This is a genomic window from Brevibacillus sp. Leaf182, from assembly GCF_001423865.2.
GTDB classification, from domain to species: Bacteria; Bacillota; Bacilli; order Brevibacillales; family Brevibacillaceae; genus Brevibacillus; species Brevibacillus brevis_C.
Map to the genome: position 1 here is coordinate 669232 of NZ_LMPN02000037.1, position 20364 is coordinate 689595.

Sequence of the window (20364 nt, forward strand, 5' to 3'; positions counted from 1 at the left end):
ATTGTTGAGTGAGGTTGCCCCCACAGTTACAACCGTCTCCGTACGACATGAAAATGAATTTTGTCAGCCCTGAAGTAATTATGGGAGTATAGCACTGGCTTTTCACTTTCGTCGTAATGAATCTGTTTGAGCAAGAGCATGGGAGCAGATTTATCGCAATGCAGCAGGTTGGAAACCTTTTCATTGTAGCCCACAGGTTCAATATCGGCTACTGCGTATGCGATCCTTACCCCTGTTACGCTCTCTAGCCATTTGAAGATAGACTCTCCACTTGCCGCATAGCCCTCGGGCACCAGATGTGCAGGAATGCGGTCCACACAATAAACCACAGGCTCACCGTCAGCCGTTCGAATTCGCTCTACTATGAGAACGCCTTCACCCGGATTTAAGGCTAGCCGCTTCCTCTCTTCTTCAGCAGATTCGCCAAAGGATGTTTTCAGGATCAAGGTTCCTGCCGTATATCCTTGACGCTCGATTGCATCCGTCACACTAAAGAGTTCCCCAATCCCACCTGAAAAAACAGGCTTTGAATTAATAAAGGTACCTACACCGTGTCTACGAATGACAATCTTCTCTTCCTCAAGAAGTCGGAGTGCCTCGCGAAGCGTCGCCCTGCTTACACCAAGCTGTTTGGATAGTTCGGCTTCAGAAGGGAGGCGTTCACCAGGACGAAGAAGTCCGGTTTCGATATCACTCTTGATCTTGTCCATTACCAAGAGAAACAGTGATCGAACATTCCCTTTGATGCTCATCATCATTCACTCCTGCTGTCCTTCAGCCATCCCAACAGGTAGGACGTCAGACCTCTGATTCGTATGAGACTTAATAACAACAATTTCCGTCAATCTCTTAGAAATTTTACATGAGGGGCGAGTATCATGCAAGCCAAATATTTATGAATAATAATGCAAAATGATTAATTTCGACAGGGATTTTTCTCCTAAAATAGGAAAAAAGACCCTACCAGTACAAATACTGGCATGGTCTCACTTTATGAAATATTACTTTCTATGGACGGGCGTGGAAGACGAACCTCACGAGGCTTGCTTCCCTCATATGGACCGACTACTCCTTGAGCTTCCATCATATCAATCAAACGTGCAGCTCTCGTATAACCGACACGGAGACGACGCTGCAACAAGGATGCCGATGCCGTTTGGGCTTCTGAAACGATTTGGACAGCTTGATCGTACAGTTCATCATCCACGACTGGCTGCTGTTCCTCCTGCACGTCACCGGGGATCATTTCTTCATTGTAGCGAACCTCTTGCTGTTCTTTCACAAAACGAACGACCTCTTCTACTTCCTTGTCGGATACAAAGGCCCCTTGAACACGAGTCGGCTTGGATGCGCCCATCGGCAGCGAAAGCATGTCCCCTCTTCCGAGAAGCTTTTCTGCTCCCCCCATATCCAGAATCGTTCTAGAGTCAGCCATCGAAGATACCCCAAAGGCAATACGGGACGGGATATTTGCCTTGATTACACCCGTAATGACATCTACGGAAGGACGTTGTGTCGCGATGATGAGATGAATTCCGGAAGCACGAGCCATTTGCGCGAGTCGACAAATCGCATCTTCCACTTCTCCCGGAGCTACCATCATCAAGTCAGCAAGCTCATCGACGATGACGACAATATAGGGTAGTGGCGTCCCTACCACTTGGGCATTGTACATTTCAATATTGCGGCTCCCTGTTTTGGCAAACAAATTATAACGCCGCTCCATCTCGGCCACGACCTTTTTCAATGCAACAGAAGCCCTTCTCGGGTCAGTAACAACAGGAGCCAACAAATGTGGAATTCCGTTGTACACATTCAGTTCCACCATTTTCGGGTCAACCATCATCAGCTTGACTTCTTCTGGTTTGGCCTTGAACAAAATACTCATGATCAATCCATTAATGCATACTGATTTTCCGCTTCCGGTCGCACCGGCTACGAGCAAATGGGGCATTTTGGTCAAATCTGCTACGATCGGCTCTCCGGAAATATCTCGGCCAAGAGCAACGGTGAGCTTCCCTGGCGCATCTTGATACTCGGGAGCTTCCAACACTTCTCGTAGGGATACGACTGCTACCTCCGAGTTCGGAACCTCGATGCCGATGGCTGATTTTCCTGGGATTGGTGCCTCAATCCGGATATCTTTTGCCGCCAATGCCAGAGCAAGGTCATCCGTCAAGCTAACAATCCTGCTTACTTTTACTCCTGTAGCAGGCTGAACTTCATATCGTGTAACAGCTGGTCCGCGATGTACTTCGGAAACCGTTGCATTGACCCCAAAGCTCTTCAGTGTCTGCACTAATTTCGCCGCATTTGAGGTATGATCGACGTCTTTTCCTGTAGAACTCGCCTTGGGCCTTGCGAGCATTTGTAGACTTGGCAGCTCATACGGTATGGTGTTCTGTTCTTCTCCAGTAGCTATTGTACCGAAGATTTCTTCTTCTCCTTCGAGCGCAAACGTAATTTCCTGGTTCGTTTTCGGTTGTGCAACTCTCGCTTGATGACTAGGATCAACCGGTACCTCATCTTCATCCAACGCAATGCGATCCGTAAAATCACGAATTAACGGGGCGTTCGGTTGCTGGACTTCTTCCTCCTGAATAGCAGGCTGTGGATGAGATTTTTGCTCTTTTAACGCCGTAACTGCGATGACCTCGTTCTCTTCCTCCGATTGCTTGTGCTTGCGAGCTTCTTCGGCTTCCTTTGCTTCCTTCTTTCGCTTCTCGCTCTCTTCCTGCAAAAGCTGTACAGAGTCCTTCACTGTATCCTTGGCCTTTCCGTAAAACAAAGCGAGCTTGTCCTTGGCAAACATCAAAATGTTTACATAAGAAAGATTGAACAGAAACATCAGTCCCACAAGGAAAAGGAAAACAATCACGAGACCAGTACCAATTGTTCCAACAAGACCATTTGTCATCGCAAAAAACAGGGCACCGACCATTCCTCCGCCTACCCCGGTGGTTGACACTTTTTGACCATGATCGAGCCAAATTCTGTCCCACGTAACCTTAATGATGCTTTGCTCTGCAAATTTTCCATCTGCGGTAATTTGTTTGTACAGAATCATGTGATCCCAGGTCAAAATCGCCACACCAATGAGAGCTATCCCTAAGACGCGGTAAGTAAGCTTCGGTGACTTTCTTGTAAACATCATATGTATGGCCATACCGATTAGCAGAACAGGAATGATGAAATCCCATGAGCCCGCAATAAATCGAAATAGAAGTGCCAGTACATTTTTGCCTAGCCATCCACTCTCCAAAAGCCCGATCAAGGACAGCACGATGATGAGAAGTCCCAGCAGCTCTATTTTGACAACTGAGGCCAATGCCGCTTGTGAACGCTCTTTTTTTCTCCTACTCAATGGCACGCCTCCTCCTGGTCATTACACCCGTTATGTACCGAATGGTAAGAAACCCTCTATCGAGGCTTTTTCAACGTGGAGCGACCGCGTTTTAGCGGAAAGTTACCATGCGCTCCGGAATTTCATTTATAAATTCCTATTCGTTAAAAAAGGCAGCCGTCGCGTGTTCGGCTGCTGTTCGTACATCACTAGTATAACACAGGAAATTCATAGAAATACAGGACTTCTTAGACGAGCCATTCAGGTTGAAACTGGATTTTTTGTCCCGGTGCGTACTGCTCCTTTAAGTAGTCTTGCGGATCTGGACTAATGAGCCTGACGATTTTTCCTTCAAACGGTCCAGTTTGCTCAATGAGCATCGTGGCGTGACCCACTGTGATCTCTTTCAGCTCTTGTTTCTCCACTTGCTCCATGTTCTCAAAAACCGTTTCCATCGGAATGATGGAGTATAAGATCATTGGAGTACACTCTCCTCACCTTTTTGCGCTTTGATTAGTTCATTCAGCTTTTTCAGCGCACTTCCAAGGCCGCCGACTTCATCAATCAAACCGTATTTCACCGCATCTACGCCAATCACATTGGTTCCGATGTCTCGTGTCAATTCACCGGTTCGGGTCATAAGCTCACGGAACTTTTCTTCCGAGACATTGGAGTGACGGGAAATGAAGCTAACGACACGATCTTGCATTTTGTCCAAGTACTCAAACGTTTGGGGTACTCCAATTACAAGACCTGTCAAGCGGATCGGATGGATCGTCATTGTAGCCGTTTCTGCAATAAACGAGTACGAACCAGCTACAGCGATTGGCACACCAATACTATGACCACCCCCGAGTACGAGTGTGACTACCGGTTTGGATAAGGACGAAACCATTTCCGCAATCGCCAAGCCTGCTTCCACATCCCCACCAACCGTATTCAAAATAACAAGCACGCCCTCTATTTTGCTGTTTTGTTCTGCCGCAACCAATTGAGGGATGAGGTGCTCGTATTTGGTCGTCTTATTTTGAGGAGGGAGCTGAATATGCCCTTCTACTTGTCCGATGATGGTCATACAATAAATATTGCTTTCGAGCTGCGGGACGTTTGTCTGACCCAATTGCGTAATGGAATCGAGTAGTTTTTTCTTCGGATCTTCTTGTACAGGTGCTTCTGACGGCGGCGAAGCTGCAGGCTCCTGATCATCAGTTGGTGATTGTGGCTGGGATTCCTTACTATTTACCGCTGCGTTTCCAAACGGTGGCCTATTTAAAAAATCGTTAAATTGTTGATTCGGCATGGATGATCCTCCCTCACTTTCCTCTGTAGTATGGATAAGGGGAGGAAAAATCATGCGCCCACAAAGCCAAAAAAAGCCAGAAACCCTTCTTCAAAAGGGTTTCTAGCTCTTTATCAAGTGATCCTACACTTCCATGATAATCGGCAAGATCATCGGACGTCTGCGCGTTTGCTCATACAGATAGCGGCCTAACGACTCTTTTACGTTATTTTTCAGTGAAGACCATTCATTCACATTTTCTTCCATGCATTTGACAAGTGTTTGGGTCACTATGCGATTTGCCTCATCCAGCAACTCTTCGGATTCACGCACGTAGACGAAACCGCGAGAAATGATGTCTGGACCAGACAAAATCGTGCCATTTTGTTTGCTGAGTGTAACGACAACTACCAGTATGCCATCTTGTGACAGTAATTTGCGATCTCTAAGTACGATGTTTCCTACATCACCAACACCCAAGCCGTCAATCAAAACATTGCCAGCATGGACTTTTCCACCGTAACGGGCCTTGCCCCCTAAGAATTCAACTGTATCGCCGTTATCCAGCAAGAACATGTTTTCTTCAGGAATGCCAACCTGTTCAGCAAGTAAGGCATGCGTTTTCAACATGCGATATTCACCGTGAACAGGAATAAAGTACTTAGGCTTCATTAGGTTAAGCATCAGGCGCAATTCTTCTTGGCTACCATGACCGGAGACGTGGACGGTTCCGTTAGGTCCATGGCCACCATAAATGACATCTGCACCAATGCGCGATAATTGATCGATCGTACGCGCCACGTATTTTTCATTCCCTGGAATGGGAGTGGCTGCAATAATAACAGTATCCCCTGGAAGGATGTCAATTTTCCGATGGGCGGATCGGGCCATCCGAGTGAGCGCGGACATAGGCTCTCCTTGGCTTCCAGTTGATAAAATAACGACTTGTTCAGCAGGTAATTTGTTGATTTCATCGATCTCAACAATCAAGCCCTCAGGGACCATCAAGTACCCTAAGTCTCTGCTGATAGTAATGACATTTTGCATGCTCCGGCCAACAACCGTCAATTTACGGTTGAACTGTGCTGCAGCGTCCACCACTTGTTGAATGCGGTGAACATTTGATGCAAACGTAGAAACAACAATACGTCCAGATGCTTTGCTGAACACATCCATGAGTGCTTTGCCCACTGAGCGTTCCGATCCGGTAAATCCAGGCCGTTCTGCATTCGTACTGTCAGAGAGCAAGCATAAAACGCCTCTGTCACCGATCATCGCCATTTTTGCCAGATCAGCTACCTGATTGTTAACAGGTGTTTGATCGAACTTGAAGTCTCCTGTATGAACGATGTAACCTTCTGGCGTATCCAGGCATACCCCTACACAATCCGGGATGCTGTGGTTTACGCGGAAAAAGGTCGCCTTCATCTTTCCGAGAACGACTTCCGAGTCGCTGTTGATCAATACGCGTTTTGTTTCGTTTAGGATGCCCGCTTCTTTTAACTTTGCATCAATTAAACCAAGGGTAAGTTTTGTCGCATAAACCGGGACTTTCAAATGCTTCAGCACGTAGCTGAGGCCGCCGATGTGGTCTTCGTGTCCATGCGTAATAATAATACCCCGAACCTTGTCGCGATGTTCCTCCAAGTAGGTGATATCCGGAATAACCATATCAATCCCCAGCATTTCCTCTTCTGGGAACTTCAATCCGGCATCAATCACTACGATGTCGTCACCGCTTTGTACCACGTACATATTCTTCCCAATTTCGCCGACTCCGCCCAGGGCGAAAACGAGAACAGAGTGATTCGACTTTGCCAAAACGTGTAACCTCCTATATTTAGTTGTCATGTCCACTCAAAAAAACCGCCCCAAATCACTTGTTCTTATTATACCCGAAGTGAAATCATGAACACAAGGAAAAAGAGCCATCCCGGGTAGGAATGGCTCTTGATCTTCTATGGAGTTAAATAAGCAGGGAATGCACGAATGCTTTTTCTTGTTCGTTCAGCTCGACTAAAGGCAGTCGAACTCCCCCAACTTGAACGCCGAGCTTTTCTAAAGCGACCTTGGTCGGTCCTGGGCTCGGGTAGGCAAACAGGCCTTCAAAAATCGGCAACAGCTTGCGATGCAGTCTTGCTGCCTCCGTAAAGTTACCGGCAAAAAAGGCGTCCATCATGTCTGTCATTGGACGACCAACTACGTGACTCGCCACACTGACAATGCCCACTCCCCCGATAGACAGGATCGGTAAGGTTAAGCCATCGTCACCACTGTACAGCTCAAAGCCTTCCGGAGCATGTTCAATGATTTGCGACATCTGCGACAAATTACCGGAGGCTTCCTTTATGCATACTACATTAGGCAGTTCCGCCAAACGAAGTGTCGTTTCGGCAGTCATATTGACGACGGATCTTCCTGGCACATTATACAGCATCACCGGCAGCTCGGTTGCTTCCGATAATGCCTTGAAGTGTGCGTAAAGCCCTTCCTGCGATGGCTTGCTGTAATAAGGTGCAACCACCATGACAGCGTCTACGCCAATGGATTGTACAGCTTGGGTGAACTCAATGCTTGATGCTGTATCATTGCTGCCTGTTCCTGCAATGATATGGCATCTTCCTTTTGCGTAGGAAACCACATGACGGAAAAGATCGAGTTTCTCCGTACGGGATAAGGTCGGTGATTCACCCGTGGTACCACTTAGTACGATTCCAGTTGTACCATTAGCAATCAAATGGTCAATCAGTCGCTCTGTTTTATCGTAATCGACCTGTAGCTGCTCATTAAAAGGTGTTACCATAGCGGTAACCAGTCGGCCAAAACGTGCCACTACCTCTCCAACTCCTCTTATTGTGATCAGTAGGTATTTTAGTCAGGATATGCTCTTACATATGTTGAACATGCAGGTTGAACTGCTGATGAAGCGCACGAACAGCCCTCACCATATCCATTTCATGCACGAGTACCCAGATGGTTGTATGGGAGTCTGCCGATTGAAGAATTTGAATGTCTTCTTGCGTAAGTGCCTCCACGATTCGCGCCATCACGCCCGGCACGCCCGTCATACCTGCACCAATAACGGACACTTTTGCACAATGCGGCAAAAGCTGCGGCTCGTAACCCATTTCCGTTAACAGACGAGCAGCTTTTTCTCCCATTTCATCATGGACCGTGTAAGCAACACCCATTGGGTTCACATTGATGAAATCTACACTGATGTTATTGGTTGCCATCGTTTTGAAGACTTGTAGCTGTGTATCGTAAGACCCTTCTTTATTCGCGACCTTGATCTGCGTAATGTTCGGTACATGAGCAATTCCCATGACGACTCTGTCGTGTACAGTGTAGCCCAATTTCCCGATCTCCAGCATAGTCGTAACGAGTGTACCGGGGTCGTCCGAAAACGTAGAGCGAACACGAATCGGCACGTTTGCGTGCATCGCGATCTCCACCGCTCTAGGATGAATAACTTTTGCACCGAGGTGAGCCATGTTGCAAATCTCCGTGTAGGTCACCATACCGAGCCGCTGCGCTTCTTCGACGATACGCGGGTCCGCCGTCATGATGCCTTCCACGTCGGTGAAAATATCCACCGTTTCAGCCTTCAAGGCGACACCGAGAGCGGTTGCAGTCGTATCGCTTCCGCCCCGCCCCAGTGTCGTAATTTCCCACTCGGCTGTACGTCCCTGAAACCCTGGAACGATCACAACTTGACTTTCCTGCAAGTCCTGCAAAATACGGCTTGGATCGATCGACATAATTTGTGCATTCGTAAAGTCGTCGCTCGTCACAATATTTGCCTGACCGCCTGTCAAAATCGTTGCTTTAATTCCTCGTGCATTCAGCATGCTGCACATGACTGTAGCAGAGATGATTTCTCCGGTATGCATCAGCATATCCGTTTCTCGACTTGGCAGTTGGTTCCCATTCGCACGAACCAACTGCAAAAGTGTATCGGTTGCGTATGGATCACCTTTGCGACCCATTGCCGATACGACAACGACGAGGGCATAGCCCTCATCAATTGCTTTTTCCATATGGTAGATTGCCCGCATCCGGCAATCCTCCGTCGTCAAGGAAGAACCACCGAACTTCTGGACGAGAATCTTCACTAACCTCTCCCCTATACTCTTGCTTTTATGAGTTCTTCAGCGATTTGTACTGTATTCCATGCTGCACCCTTGAGAAGATTGTCAGAAACGATCCACATATGCAGTCCACGAGGATGATGGAGATCACGACGCACCCGGCCCACGAATACTTCCAGTTTGCCTGTTGCATCAGTAGCGAGTGGATACTGCTGTTCCTCCGGCACATCTACTAACACGACACCGGGAGCGTTTTTCAGCAGGGCCTTTACTTCTGCCAGATCGTAATCCTGTTTCAGCTCTACATATACCGACTCGCTATGGCCATAGACCACTGGAATACGTACGCAAGTAGCTGAAACAAGTACAGTGTCATCACCGAAGATTTTTTTGGTCTCATTGATCATTTTCATTTCTTCATAAGTAAAACCATTGTCGGTGAACACATCAATCTGCGGAATCGCGTTGTACGCAATCTGATGATGTACAGGCAATTTGCCTACGGGAAGTACGTTACACTGCGGTTCTTTACCATCCAAAATATCTCGACTTTGGTCCAGTAATTCATTGATCGCAGATTGACCTGCACCAGATACTGCCTGGTAAGTAGAAACGATGATTCGGTCTATACCAAAACGATCATACAAGGGTTTTAGAGCGGCAACCATCTGAATCGTAGAGCAATTCGGATTCGCAATGATTCCATTATGAGCGAGCGCAGCATCCATGTTTACTTCTGGCACAACGAGAGGAACATCTGGATCCATCCGGAATGCGCTGGTATTGTCAATGACAACGGCACCATGACGCACTGCATGATGAGCCAGTTCCTTGCTGACCGATCCGCCAGCACTAAACAAGGCAAAATCAACCCCTGCAAAACTGTCTGGAGTTGCCTCTTCCAGTACAATTTCTTGCCCCTTGAAGGTGACTGTTTTTCCTGCAGAACGTCCAGAAGCAAGCAGCTTAAGCTGTTTGATTGGGAAGTTGCGCTTTTCTAATAGTTGAATCATCTGCTGTCCGACTGCACCAGTCGCACCGACTACAGCAACATTGAAAGTCAGTTGGTTTGCCATCTCTTACTCTCCTCCTAATCGCGAAAAAGCAGGTTAATTGTTTTTTCTGTAGTCTTATTAGTAGTTAAATCTTTCGATGAGCAAGGGTTGTAATTGTCGACCTTCCAAAGCTGCTTCGCATGTTTCCAATAGGAGATCCATACGAGCTACAAGCGAGTTCGGTTTTTTATCCGGGGCATCCTGCCCGAACGGTACGAAATACATATTTTTCGCGGCCAACAGCTTGGCAATATTGGCTGCATTTAATCCCAGACCATCATTGGTAGAAATGGCAATCACTATAGGTCGCAGATTACGCATCGTCGCTTTAGCTGCCATCAGTACGGCACTATCCGTAATGGCATTCGCCAGTCGACTCGTCGTACTGCCTGTGCAGGGCGCAATCAGCATGACATCCAACAACTTGGAAGGTCCCAACGGCTCAGCCTGAGGAATCGTCGAAATAAGCTCTTCCCCCGTCAGTTCCTTGATTTGTTGCTGCCAGCTTTGGGAAGTACCGAAGCGTGTATCCGTGGTCATAATCGTATTCGATACGATTGGTACCACCCGTGCTCCAGCATCCACAAATCGCTTAATTTGCGGCATGGTTTCCTCAAAGGTGCAATGCGATCCAGACAAACCAAATCCAATGGTCTTTCCCTGAAGCTTACTCATGTTGCATCCCCTCCTGGCGCTTTCCTTTGACCCGCAATAAGACGAGATAATGTTTGGGCTAAAATTTGTCCAGCGGTTTTCGGTGCAACGATTCCAGGTAATCCGGGAGCAAGAAGAGCTTTGATACCTCGTCTTTCAGCGTAACGAAAATCCGTTCCCCCTGGCTTGGAGGCAAGATCAAGAATAAACGCCGACTGAGGCATTTGAGCTATCACTTCTGCCGTGAGTAATAATTGCGGGATGGTATTAAAAATGAAATCAGCATTCGTAACCTGTTGCCTTACTTCGCTTATATGGAAGGGAGTCAATCCCATCTCATAAATGCGTGCCAAGTGTTCTTGACGTCTGGCCCCAACTCTTACGCGGGCCCCTAACGCATGCAATGCTCGAGCCATGGACAAACCTGTTCGGCCCAATCCCAAAACAATGGACTGAGATCCATGAATCGTAATATCCGTATGTTGAATCGCCATCATTAACGCTCCCTCTACAGTAGGGATAGAGTTATAGATAGCTACGTCATCACGATCCAAGAGCTCCACCAGAGGAAGCTGTGTGGAAGCCAACAGCTTTTTCAGATAAGGCTTCGCCATTCCCGTGTAAACCACGCAATGACTCGGCAGACTCGCCACATGTTCGTCTAGCAACTGCATTTGTTTGGAGCAGAAAATACTTTCCACGTATCCTTGGTCATCGGTCCCTACGATGGGTAGGATGAGGGCGTCCACGTCTTTCAACACATCGCATGTTAATGGTTTCTTCGTTGCCCCTGTAAAATTACTTTCCAGGTTGTCGAAGCCAACTAACGTGACGCTAGCATCCAGTTGTATGCATCGCTTAATGACTTCCAACTGGCGAGCGTCTCCGCCGATGAAGGCAACATGTATGCCCGTTAGCATGCTGCGTTCCCCTTTCCACACATTTTACTGCATTAAATGATCGGAACGCAAAGGTTTTCCATTTGGAAAAGTTGACGGAAATCCATGCGGTCTACCCCCATCCTATTCCGCTCCTGCTACTTCGGTGACAGAAGCGCCTACTTTTGCAAAGCTTGTGCCTCAGGCGCTTGAAGCTGGATGATGACCATATCTGGCCCAATTTTTACGATGGAGCTCCATGGGATCACGAGGTCCTCTCGCTTCTTGCCGAAACCAAAGAAACTGCCTCCTGGCAAGATGATGGATTGAATCGTACCGTTTTCGGGATGGATGACTAAATCGGAATCACTGATGACCCCCATTTTCTCCCCGTTGTCCAGTCCGATAATCTCCTTCCCACCCAACTCGCTTAAGCGCATGGAGAAGCCCCCTTTGTCCTTTCATTTACTGTTGATATACGCAAAAAAATCCGGGCTATGCCGGATTTTTGCTTACAACAAAATATCGTTCTTCACGTTTTCAGGGAAGCCGTCGAGTGGGCTCACCATCGCCATAGCCATCTTGGAACGGAACAGTTGCTGCGCCACAGCCAAGACAGATTCATGGGAAACACGGTCAATTTTGGCGATGATCTCGTCTAGACTAAGGTGACGGCCCAGCAGGAGTTCATTCTTGCCAAGTCGACTCATACGGCTGTTCGTGCTCTCCAAGCTGAGCATCAGGCTGCCTTTCAGTTGCTCTTTTCCTTTGTTCAGCTCTTTGTCTGTAATTCCATGATCAGCTACATCGCGCAGGACGCGCGAGACGATATCAAATACCTGTCCTACTTGCTCTGGTGCCGTTCCTGTATATACATGGAACGTACCCGCTTCTTTATAGGACGAATGATAGGAATAAACAGAGTATGCCAAGCCTCGCTCTTCGCGAATTTCTTGGAAAAGACGCGAGCTCATGCTGCCTCCCAGCACGTTGTTCAGCAAAATCAAGGAGTATACTTCAGGATGCCCTACCTTAAAACCAGGTAGTGACAGGCACAAATGCGCTTGCTCTGTCGCCTTATGATGAGCGATCACATTTCCAGCAAAGTCAGGTGTAGACAAGGTCGGCATACTGCCTGGACGCGAGAAAGTCTGAAAGCGCTTTTGAATGTCTTCAATCAAACTGTCTTCAAAGTTTCCTGCTACTGTAATCACCGTATTCGTTGGCAGGTAATGCTGATCAATATAAGCGAGCAAATCGTCACGTTTCAAGCTACGCAGGACATCTTCCGTCCCCAAAATCGAATACCCCAGTGGGTGTGTGCTGTACGAAGCACGCGCAATCAAATCATGCACCATATCATCTGGCGCGTCTTCATACATGCTAATCTCTTCAATGACGACGTTCTTTTCCTTTTCCAACTCATCGGCATCAAACACCGAGTTGAAATACATATCAGAAAGAACATCGAGGGCGATTGGAGCGTGTTGGTCGAGCACTCTTGCGTAATAGCAAGTATACTCCTTCGAGGTAAAGGCGTTCACATTCCCGCCAATCTCATCAAAGGTTTCCGCAATTTCCTTTGCAGAACGAGTTGTCGTCCCTTTAAAAAACATATGCTCGAGAAAATGGGAAATCCCGTTGTTTTTCTCGTTTTCATATTTCGAACCAGTCCCTACCCAGATGCCTAAGGCAACGGAGCGAACGGACGGAATCCGTTCCGTCACGATTCGGAGACCGTTATCACACGTATGATGTTGTATCACGTAAATCCTCCTCGGTTGTTCATCTGTCTCTACCCGAAACCTCGGGGAATTTCTTGTAAACACGTCTAACTATAGCAAACTTCCTTTGTCTCCACAATAAATGAACATGTATTTACGGTGACGGGAGTCTACGGCTCGAAATAACCTCCGAAACAGTCGTTGGCTGTAGCCCCTTCTTTTTAGCGATCGTCAGGAGTTGATCTAAACTGGCCTCGGAGGTAGAGGTAGGATGCATGAGCACAAGGACACCATTGCCCATTTTCCGGCTTATTTTATTGATCACATAAGCAGGCGAAGGTTTCTGCCAGTCAATCGTATCTGCCGTCCATAGAATCGTATTCATTTGATAAGAAGAATGCGCGATTTGTACAACGCGCTGGTTAAAAGCACCAGATGGGGGGGCAAACAGGGAAGGCTTCACTTCCAGCGTTTTATAAATAACATCTTGCGTACGACTTATCTCTTGATGAATTCTCTGTGTTCCCAGTGTGTTCATATCGGGATGGGAATACGCGTGATTACCAATCTCATGGCCACGTGCCAAGATCTTTTTTGCTTCTTCTGGGTAACGTTTTACCCAAGAGCCATCCAGAAAGAAGGTTGTCTTTACCTTATGTTTATCGAGTGTATTGAGCATCGAATCGAGGTACTCATTTCCCCAAGCCACGTTAATCATGAAAGAAATCGCTGGTTTATTCGGATTTCCTCGATAGATGGGCTGTGCTCCTAATTGCTCAAGCGAAACCGCTGGAGGTACTTCCTTGTATACCAGCAAATCTGGACTGGACACACCCGTAGCCAGCATTTTATTGATTGATTCTTCTACATCCACTACACGGCCATTATAGCCCGGAATTGCCTTCCACGTCTGATCGACGACGGCATCTATCGGCTGTTCCTCTCTGCCCTCTTTCCACTTTTCAATCTGCGCCCGTAAACGCGCTTTTTCGTTTTCATTACGATCTCCATTCACTACTTGGACATTTTTGATCGTGCTAATGTAATGATGAATAGGCTGATAATTCAAGAGAACGATCAGCGCTGCTCCATATATAACGATGAACAAAAGTCTCCTGGTCCTATTCGTCATTAGGGCGTCGCCCTCCTCTATCGATCGTACGAGTCTCTCTTGTCCAATGTATGAGAGGAAGGAATGACTTAGACATACGAAACGGGAGCATCCCGCATATAAAAGAAAAAAGCTTCCGTACACGAATTTCTTCGAGTGACGAAGCCTTTTGTTTTTCTTTATTCTGCTTGTGTTGGTGTTTCAGCAGCTTGTGCCGCAGCAGCTTGCTCTTTCAAAACTGCTTTGCGAGAGAGATTCACACGACCTTGGTCGTCGATCTCGGTCACTTTCACTTCTACTTTATCACCAACTGCGACAACATCTTCTGTTTTGGCTACACGCTCTTCAGCCAGTTGAGAGATGTGGCACAAGCCCTCTTTACCTGCGAACAACTCGATGAACGCACCGTACTTCTCTACGCGTTTTACAGTTCCCAGGTACACCTGTCCAACAGCTACCTCACGAACCAGATCTTCAATGATTTGTTTCGCGCGCAGATTCGCTTCGTGGTTGATGGATGCGATGAAGACTCGTCCATCTTGTTCGATGTCGATTTTTACGCCGGTTTCTTCGATAATCTTATTGATGACACGACCTTGTGGACCGATTACATCGCGAATTTTCTCCGGATTGATCGTCATGGTCATGATTTTTGGTGCATAAGGGGACAGTTCTTTACGCGGTTCGGAAATCGTGCTCATCATATGGTTCAGGATGTGCAAACGACCTACACGCGCTTGCTCCAAGGCCAGCTCTAAAATCTCACGGTTAATACCGGAAATTTTGATGTCCATTTGGATAGCTGTTACACCAGCCTCTGTACCCGCTACTTTGAAATCCATGTCTCCCAAATGATCTTCCATACCTTGAATATCAGACAGGATCGAGAAAGATTTCTCATCTTTGCTCATGATCAAGCCCATCGCAATACCTGCTACCGGTGCTTTGATTGGTACACCTGCATCCATCAAGGCAAGTACGCTCGCGCAAATCGACGCTTGCGATGTGGAACCGTTGGATTCAATTACTTCGGATACGAGACGAATCGTGTAAGGGAACTCTGTCTCAGATGGAATGATCGGTTCAATTGCACGCTCACCCAACGCACCGTGTCCGATTTCACGACGCCCTGGAGGACGCAACGGACGTGCTTCACCCACGCTATACGGCGGGAAGTTGTAATGGTGCATAAAACGCTTCGATTCTTCCAGACCGAGTCCATCGAGAATCTGAACATCTCCCAGCGCGCCCAGTGTGCAAACGCTCAGCGCTTGCGTCTGACCGCGGGTAAACATAGCAGAGCCATGTGTACGGGAAAGAATGGTTGTCTCACTGGACAGCGGACGGATTTCGTTCAGAGCTCGTCCATCAGGGCGAACTTTCTCGTCAGTAATCAGACGGCGAACCTCGTCCTTGACAATATTGCCAAGCACTTCGCTAATCATCTTTTCCTGCCCTGGATATGCCTCAGGGTCCTTGGCTGCAAAATGCTCTTTGGTTTCTGCCTTGATATCGTCAATAGCATCGTAGCGTGCTTGTTTTTCTTCGATGCGAACAGCTTCTTTCAGGCGAGCTTCCGCATATTCACGCACAGCTTGATCGATTTCAGGATCTACCTCATGCAAGATGACTTCCATCTTTTGCTTGCCAATTTCGGACACGATCATGTTCTGGAATTCTACGAGCTGCTTAATTACGTCATGACCAGCCATGATCGCTTCGAGCATTACTGCTTCTGGTACTTGGTTCGCAGCTGCTTCCACCATGTTAATCGCTTTGTGTGTACCTGCGACAGTCAGGTGAATATCGCTTTTCTCCGCTTGAGCTACAGTAGGATTAATGACGAACTCCCCGTCAATTCGTCCTACGATCACTCCTGCAATCGGACCTTCAAAAGGAATTTCCGAAACGGACAGCGCTGCGGAAGTACCGATCATCGCAGCGATTTCAGGTGAGCAGTCTTGATCCACAGACAAAACAGTATTTACGATTTGTACATCGTTACGGAATCCTTCTGCAAAAAGAGGGCGGACAGGGCGGTCAATCAAGCGGCTAGCCAAAATTGCCTTTTCACTTGGACGTCCTTCTCTTTTAATAAAGCCGCCAGGAATTTTCCCAACCGCGTAGAGACGCTCCTCATAGTTGACAGTCAATGGAAAGAAATCAAGTGGTTTTGGTTCCTTCGAGACTGTAACTGCGGACAGGATTGCTGTATCGCCGTAACGAACCAAGACCGAACCATGCGCCTGTTTAGCCATTTTGCCAAATTCCAGGGTCAGTTTTCGGCCTGCCAGTTCGAAGTCATATGTACGGTATTGTTGCTCCATGATGCTAGCAGTCCTCCTTCACAACAATGTGCATTTCACACTTTGTTTTCTACCTATATGTATTATTTCCTGCCATGATAAAAATTAAATGGTTACCTTTGGCAGTCGTTCTAGATAATAAAAAAAGCTTCTTTTGAAGCTAATGAAAACTACCAGATAGGACACAAGCCTTTTTACTCGTTTCGGATGGGCTTAGCGCATTTCTACGCTAAACCCTCCTACACGATAGAAAAAGCGGGTAGAACCCGCTTTTTGCAAGACGCTGATTAGCGGCGCAGACCCAGGCGGTCTACAACCGAACGATAGCGTTGAACATCTGCTTCACGCAGGTATGTCAACAGGTTACGACGTTGACCAACCATTTTCAAGAGACCACGACGGCTGTGGTGATCTTTCTTGTGCGTACGCAAGTGTCCGTTCAGATTGTTAATGTTTTCGGTCAAGATAGCGATTTGCACTTCCGGTGAACCGGTGTCGTTCTCATGAGTACGGAACTCTTGAATCAGTTGAGTTTTACGTTCTTGAGTCAATGCCATCATGACTCACCTCCTCATTTTTTATACCGTTCGCCGAGTCTGCCGTCGGTGAGAATCGGACAGCCAAGCTACGGTTATCTGTACAACGTTTTGAATTATAGCATACCATTTTGTGAAAAGCAAAGAGAATCCTTTACGAGATTCCTTCTGCGAATTTTTGCTTCGCCGTTTGTACATCTCGTCCAATTTGCGCGATGAGTGCATCGACTCCAGCAAATTTCTGTTCTTCCCGTATGTAGAACAGGAACTCTACTTCTACTTCTTTGTCATAGATTTCACCAGAGAACTCAAAAATGTGCACTTCTAGTGACTTTTCTTTTTTCTCCAGTTCAAATGTAGGCTTGATCCCTACGTTCATGACGCCATAGTAGCTTTGTTCATCCACAGTAAAGCGAACACCGTAAACCCCATTCTTTCCGATCAAATACGGCTGATTCACTTGGACGTTCGCTGTAGGAAAGCCAATGGTTCGACCGCGTTTGTCACCATGCACGACTGTCCCGCGCACTTTGTAGGGGCGACCTAGCAAATGGCGAACCTGCTCGACATCCCCATGATGAAGATATTCACGGATGATTGTACTGCTCACTTTTTCACCCAAGCGATTTACCGGACCCACAATGTCTAGCCCATAGCGACCTTTGCTCATTTCTTGCAAGGTATGGGCAGTTCCCATCCCGCGATAACCAAAGGTGTAGTCGAAGCCAACGACAATATGGCGGCATTCCAATGGGAGAAGGCACTCTGCGATGAAATCCTCTGGATAAATAGCCGCAAAGCTAATATCGAACTTCATCACATACGTGGTGTCTACGCCCATCTTTTCGAATTGCTCGAGCTTGTCTGTAAGTGGTGTCAAATAGCGGGTATAACCGCTTTGCCCCAATACTTCTCGAGGATGCGGATCAAAGGTCACTACCGTACTTTGCCATCCGTTTGCTTTCGCTGTATCAATCGCCTTTTGAATGACTCGGCGATGCCCAATATGTACACCATCAAAGTACCCCAGTGCAATCGCACAAGGATTCGCTTGCAGGTCAGACGGAAACGGGTATGTCAGGTAGATCGTTTTCACGGATTACACCTCGGCTGGAAAGACTTTTTCTGGTTTGGCGAAAAGTCCTTTGTCTCCACGGCATACGCGATGGATGCCAAGTAATTCTTCCCCCGCAAACAAGCAAATCAAACTACCTTCCTCCGCAGTGACGCCCGGAAGTGCAGTCGCAAGTCCATTACGTACTGCTTTGATCCGTTCAGGCTTGACCTGAAACGATGGTAAGAACGAGATTGCTTGAGGGATGGAGACCAAGTAGCGGGAAATGTCTTCCCCGTTTGCTGCCTGTTCCTCAATTTGCTGGAGGGGGATTGCCTCTTGCTCCTGGAACGGGCCGCTTTTTATTCGCCGCAACAGCTTCATATGGGCAGGATAACCCAGAGCGCGTCCGAGGTCAACACATAAGGTGCGCATGTATGTGCCTTTCGAGCACGTACACGTGAATGCAACATCGACAGTGTCCCCATCCACGCTAATCTTATGAAGTGTCAGCTCATACAGCGTCACTTTCCGTGCCTGCCGCTCGATTACCGTACCTTCACGAGCAAGGTCATACAGCCGCTTGCCGTTTACCTTTACCGCAGAGAACATCGGAGGTACCTGCTCCATTTCACCCAGAAAGGATTCGAACAGCGCTTGAATACGCTCCGTCGTAATCGATGCTGCATCTACTCCAGCTTGCTCCACCACTTCTCCAGAAGCATCTTCCGTCGTGGTCGTAGAGCCGAGGCGCATGACTACATCATAGCGCTTAGGCAGCTCTTGCAAATATTCGACTAGCCTCGTTGCGTGTCCCACACAAATGGGGAGTACTCCCGTCACATCTGGATCGAGTGTACCCGTATGCCCCACTTTTTTCGTTCCATACAATCGACGAATACGTGCTACACAATCATGAGAAGTCATACCAGCTGGCTTGTCGATAACCAGCACGCCGTTCACGTTACTCATCGAATTTCACTCCTACTGCATCGTCCAGCACAGTCCATACTTTTTGCTGTACTTCTGAAAGTGCTCCTTTGATCGTGCATCCTGCTGCTTTTGCGTGTCCACCGCCACCGAGCTGCTTCGCAATGACAGCTACGTCAACCCGATCGCGAGCACGCATGCTCACCTTGACCACTCCTGGTTCCGCTTCCACAAAAGAAACGCCGACCTCGACTCCCTCAATGTTGCGGCAGTAATTCACCAATCCACCAGCATCTTCTCGCTCGGCACCCACTTCTGCAAAATCTGCGGCTGAAACAGTGATGGAAGCAACCAAATTTTGATGGGACAGTTGCAAGGTTTGGAGCGCACGTCGCAAAACTTTCACATGGGCAAAAGTAATTTCCTCCAGGCAGCGCTCTGCTACGTCTCCTGGCTTCACACCGTATCCGAGCAATCGAGCAGCGATTTCCATGACGCGCGGTGATGTGTTCGAATAGCGGAAACCACCTGTATCCGTCAGAAGACCAGTATAGATGCACAGCGCAAGCTCATCATTGAAAGAAACCCCAGTTGCTTCAGCAACATCAAACAAAATCTCTGCTGTTGCGGCTGCATCCGGACGGACCAGATTTACCGTTCCAAAATGATCGTTGGTCGGATGGTGATCGATATTCAGCAAAGCAGCGCCAGAAGCAAATAAAGACCGTACATCGCCCATCCGCGACTCATCCGCGCAGTCTACAGCGATTACGGCCCCGAACGTCTCGTTCAGTGGTTGTTTGCGCAGGTTATAAAGACGGTCAAACCGGGGCAAGAAGTTAAACTTGATCGGTGTTTCCCCTTCGTTTACAACCACATACTCTTTTCCCAATTGCTCTAGCATGAGCACGACTCCCAAAGCAGATCCTGTAGCATCTCCGTCAGGACTTACATGAGAGAGAACCAGGAAGCGGTCGTGCTCCTGCATAAACCGCGCCGCTTCCTGTACTGCCATTTGATTAGGATTCATCCTGTTTCTCTCCCTCTGTGGAGATTTCACGCAGGATTGATTCAATTTTGCTGCCGTAGTCAATGGACTCGTCCAGCTTGAATACAAAATCAGGAATGTGACGCAGCTTTACGCGTTTCCCGATCTCCGTACGCAAATAACCTTTCGCTTTTGTCAAACCAGCAAGAGAAGCTTTACGTTCTTCCTCACTGCCAAAAATGCTGACAAAAACCTTCGCCAATTGCAGGTCACTGCTTACCTCTACATCCGTTACTGTTACAAAACCGACACGAGGATCTTTAAGTCCACGCTGCAATACGAGGCTCAGCTCTTTTTTGATTTCTTCGCCTACGCGGCTAATCCGTGTTTTATTCATCGATTTTTCACCTCCGCT

Annotated in this window: 19 protein-coding genes; all 19 read right to left on the bottom strand. The window is 47.7% G+C overall.

What is annotated here, in order from left to right; translation table 11 throughout:
• Nucleotides 1-26: 26 nt before the first annotated feature.
• The 19 genes from ASG16_RS30040 to rbfA all read right to left on the bottom strand — a co-directional run bounded on the left by ASG16_RS30040 (nucleotide 27) and on the right by rbfA (nucleotide 20346).
• A complete protein-coding gene (locus tag ASG16_RS30040; protein WP_015891694.1) occupies nucleotides 27-752 on the bottom strand; it encodes a GntR family transcriptional regulator in 726 nt (241 codons plus the stop codon).
• A 239-nt stretch (nucleotides 753-991) separates the two neighbouring features.
• Nucleotides 992-3370: an FtsK/SpoIIIE family DNA translocase gene (locus ASG16_RS30045; protein ID WP_056488336.1), complete on the bottom strand. Its 2379-nt coding sequence runs from the start codon at nucleotides 3368-3370 to the stop codon at nucleotides 992-994.
• A 221-nt stretch (nucleotides 3371-3591) separates the two neighbouring features.
• Nucleotides 3592-3822 carry a YlzJ-like family protein gene (locus tag ASG16_RS30050; RefSeq protein ID WP_056488339.1) on the bottom strand — a complete coding sequence of 77 codons (231 nt, stop codon included), beginning with the start codon at nucleotides 3820-3822 and terminating at the stop codon, nucleotides 3592-3594.
• Nucleotides 3819-4643, bottom strand: coding sequence for a ClpP family protease (locus ASG16_RS30055; RefSeq protein ID WP_056488342.1), 825 nt, complete (start codon nucleotides 4641-4643; stop codon nucleotides 3819-3821). The genes ASG16_RS30050 and ASG16_RS30055 overlap by 4 nt, the downstream gene beginning before the upstream one ends.
• A 123-nt stretch (nucleotides 4644-4766) precedes the next feature.
• Entirely contained in the window at nucleotides 4767-6443 is a 1677-nt protein-coding gene (locus ASG16_RS30060; protein WP_056488345.1) for a ribonuclease J, read from the bottom strand.
• A 145-nt stretch (nucleotides 6444-6588) separates the two neighbouring features.
• Complete coding sequence (gene dapA / locus ASG16_RS30065) at nucleotides 6589-7455, bottom strand: 4-hydroxy-tetrahydrodipicolinate synthase (protein WP_056488348.1); 867 nt, start codon at nucleotides 7453-7455, stop codon at nucleotides 6589-6591.
• 55 nt (nucleotides 7456-7510) lie between these two features.
• Nucleotides 7511-8737 carry an aspartate kinase gene (dapG, locus tag ASG16_RS30070; protein ID WP_056488351.1) on the bottom strand — a complete coding sequence of 409 codons (1227 nt, stop codon included), beginning with the start codon at nucleotides 8735-8737 and terminating at the stop codon, nucleotides 7511-7513.
• A gap of 11 nt (nucleotides 8738-8748) precedes the next feature.
• A complete protein-coding gene (locus tag ASG16_RS30075) occupies nucleotides 8749-9789 on the bottom strand; it encodes an aspartate-semialdehyde dehydrogenase (protein ID WP_048033413.1) in 1041 nt (346 codons plus the stop codon).
• Nucleotides 9790-9846: 57 nt separating this feature from the next.
• Nucleotides 9847-10443 (bottom strand): dipicolinate synthase subunit B, encoded by a 597-nt coding sequence (locus ASG16_RS30080; RefSeq protein WP_007719213.1) that lies wholly within the window; start codon nucleotides 10441-10443, stop codon nucleotides 9847-9849.
• Nucleotides 10440-11342, bottom strand: coding sequence for a dipicolinate synthase subunit DpsA (gene dpsA, locus ASG16_RS30085; protein ID WP_017249282.1), 903 nt, complete (start codon nucleotides 11340-11342; stop codon nucleotides 10440-10442). Before dpsA ends, ASG16_RS30080 begins: the two co-directional genes overlap by 4 nt.
• Nucleotides 11343-11479: 137 nt before the next feature.
• Nucleotides 11480-11740 (bottom strand): YlmC/YmxH family sporulation protein, encoded by a 261-nt coding sequence (locus ASG16_RS30090; protein WP_056488354.1) that lies wholly within the window; start codon nucleotides 11738-11740, stop codon nucleotides 11480-11482.
• A 72-nt stretch (nucleotides 11741-11812) separates the two neighbouring features.
• Nucleotides 11813-13066, bottom strand: a complete 1254-nt coding sequence (locus ASG16_RS30095; protein ID WP_056488357.1) for a M16 family metallopeptidase — start codon at nucleotides 13064-13066, stop codon at nucleotides 11813-11815.
• 112 nt (nucleotides 13067-13178) lie between these two features.
• On the bottom strand, nucleotides 13179-14156 hold the full coding sequence (locus tag ASG16_RS30100; RefSeq protein WP_048033416.1) for a polysaccharide deacetylase family protein: 978 nt from the start codon (nucleotides 14154-14156) through the stop codon (nucleotides 13179-13181).
• Between the two features lie 158 nt (nucleotides 14157-14314).
• Entirely contained in the window at nucleotides 14315-16462 is a 2148-nt protein-coding gene (gene pnp / locus ASG16_RS30105) for a polyribonucleotide nucleotidyltransferase (protein WP_056488359.1), read from the bottom strand.
• 266 nt (nucleotides 16463-16728) lie between these two features.
• The gene (gene rpsO / locus ASG16_RS30110) at nucleotides 16729-16998 is read right to left on the bottom strand and encodes a 30S ribosomal protein S15 (RefSeq protein WP_015891708.1); all 270 of its coding nucleotides are present in this window, start codon (nucleotides 16996-16998) and stop codon (nucleotides 16729-16731) included.
• Nucleotides 16999-17131: 133 nt separating this feature from the next.
• Nucleotides 17132-18073, bottom strand: coding sequence for a bifunctional riboflavin kinase/FAD synthetase (locus tag ASG16_RS30115; RefSeq protein WP_048033418.1), 942 nt, complete (start codon nucleotides 18071-18073; stop codon nucleotides 17132-17134).
• Between the two features lie 3 nt (nucleotides 18074-18076).
• Nucleotides 18077-19003, bottom strand: coding sequence for a tRNA pseudouridine(55) synthase TruB (truB, locus tag ASG16_RS30120; protein ID WP_048033419.1), 927 nt, complete (start codon nucleotides 19001-19003; stop codon nucleotides 18077-18079).
• Nucleotides 18996-19991 carry a DHH family phosphoesterase gene (locus ASG16_RS30125; protein WP_056488361.1) on the bottom strand — a complete coding sequence of 332 codons (996 nt, stop codon included), beginning with the start codon at nucleotides 19989-19991 and terminating at the stop codon, nucleotides 18996-18998. Before ASG16_RS30125 ends, truB begins: the two co-directional genes overlap by 8 nt.
• Nucleotides 19981-20346 carry a 30S ribosome-binding factor RbfA gene (rbfA, locus tag ASG16_RS30130; protein WP_007719226.1) on the bottom strand — a complete coding sequence of 122 codons (366 nt, stop codon included), beginning with the start codon at nucleotides 20344-20346 and terminating at the stop codon, nucleotides 19981-19983. Before rbfA ends, ASG16_RS30125 begins: the two co-directional genes overlap by 11 nt.
• Nucleotides 20347-20364 lie beyond the last annotated feature (18 nt).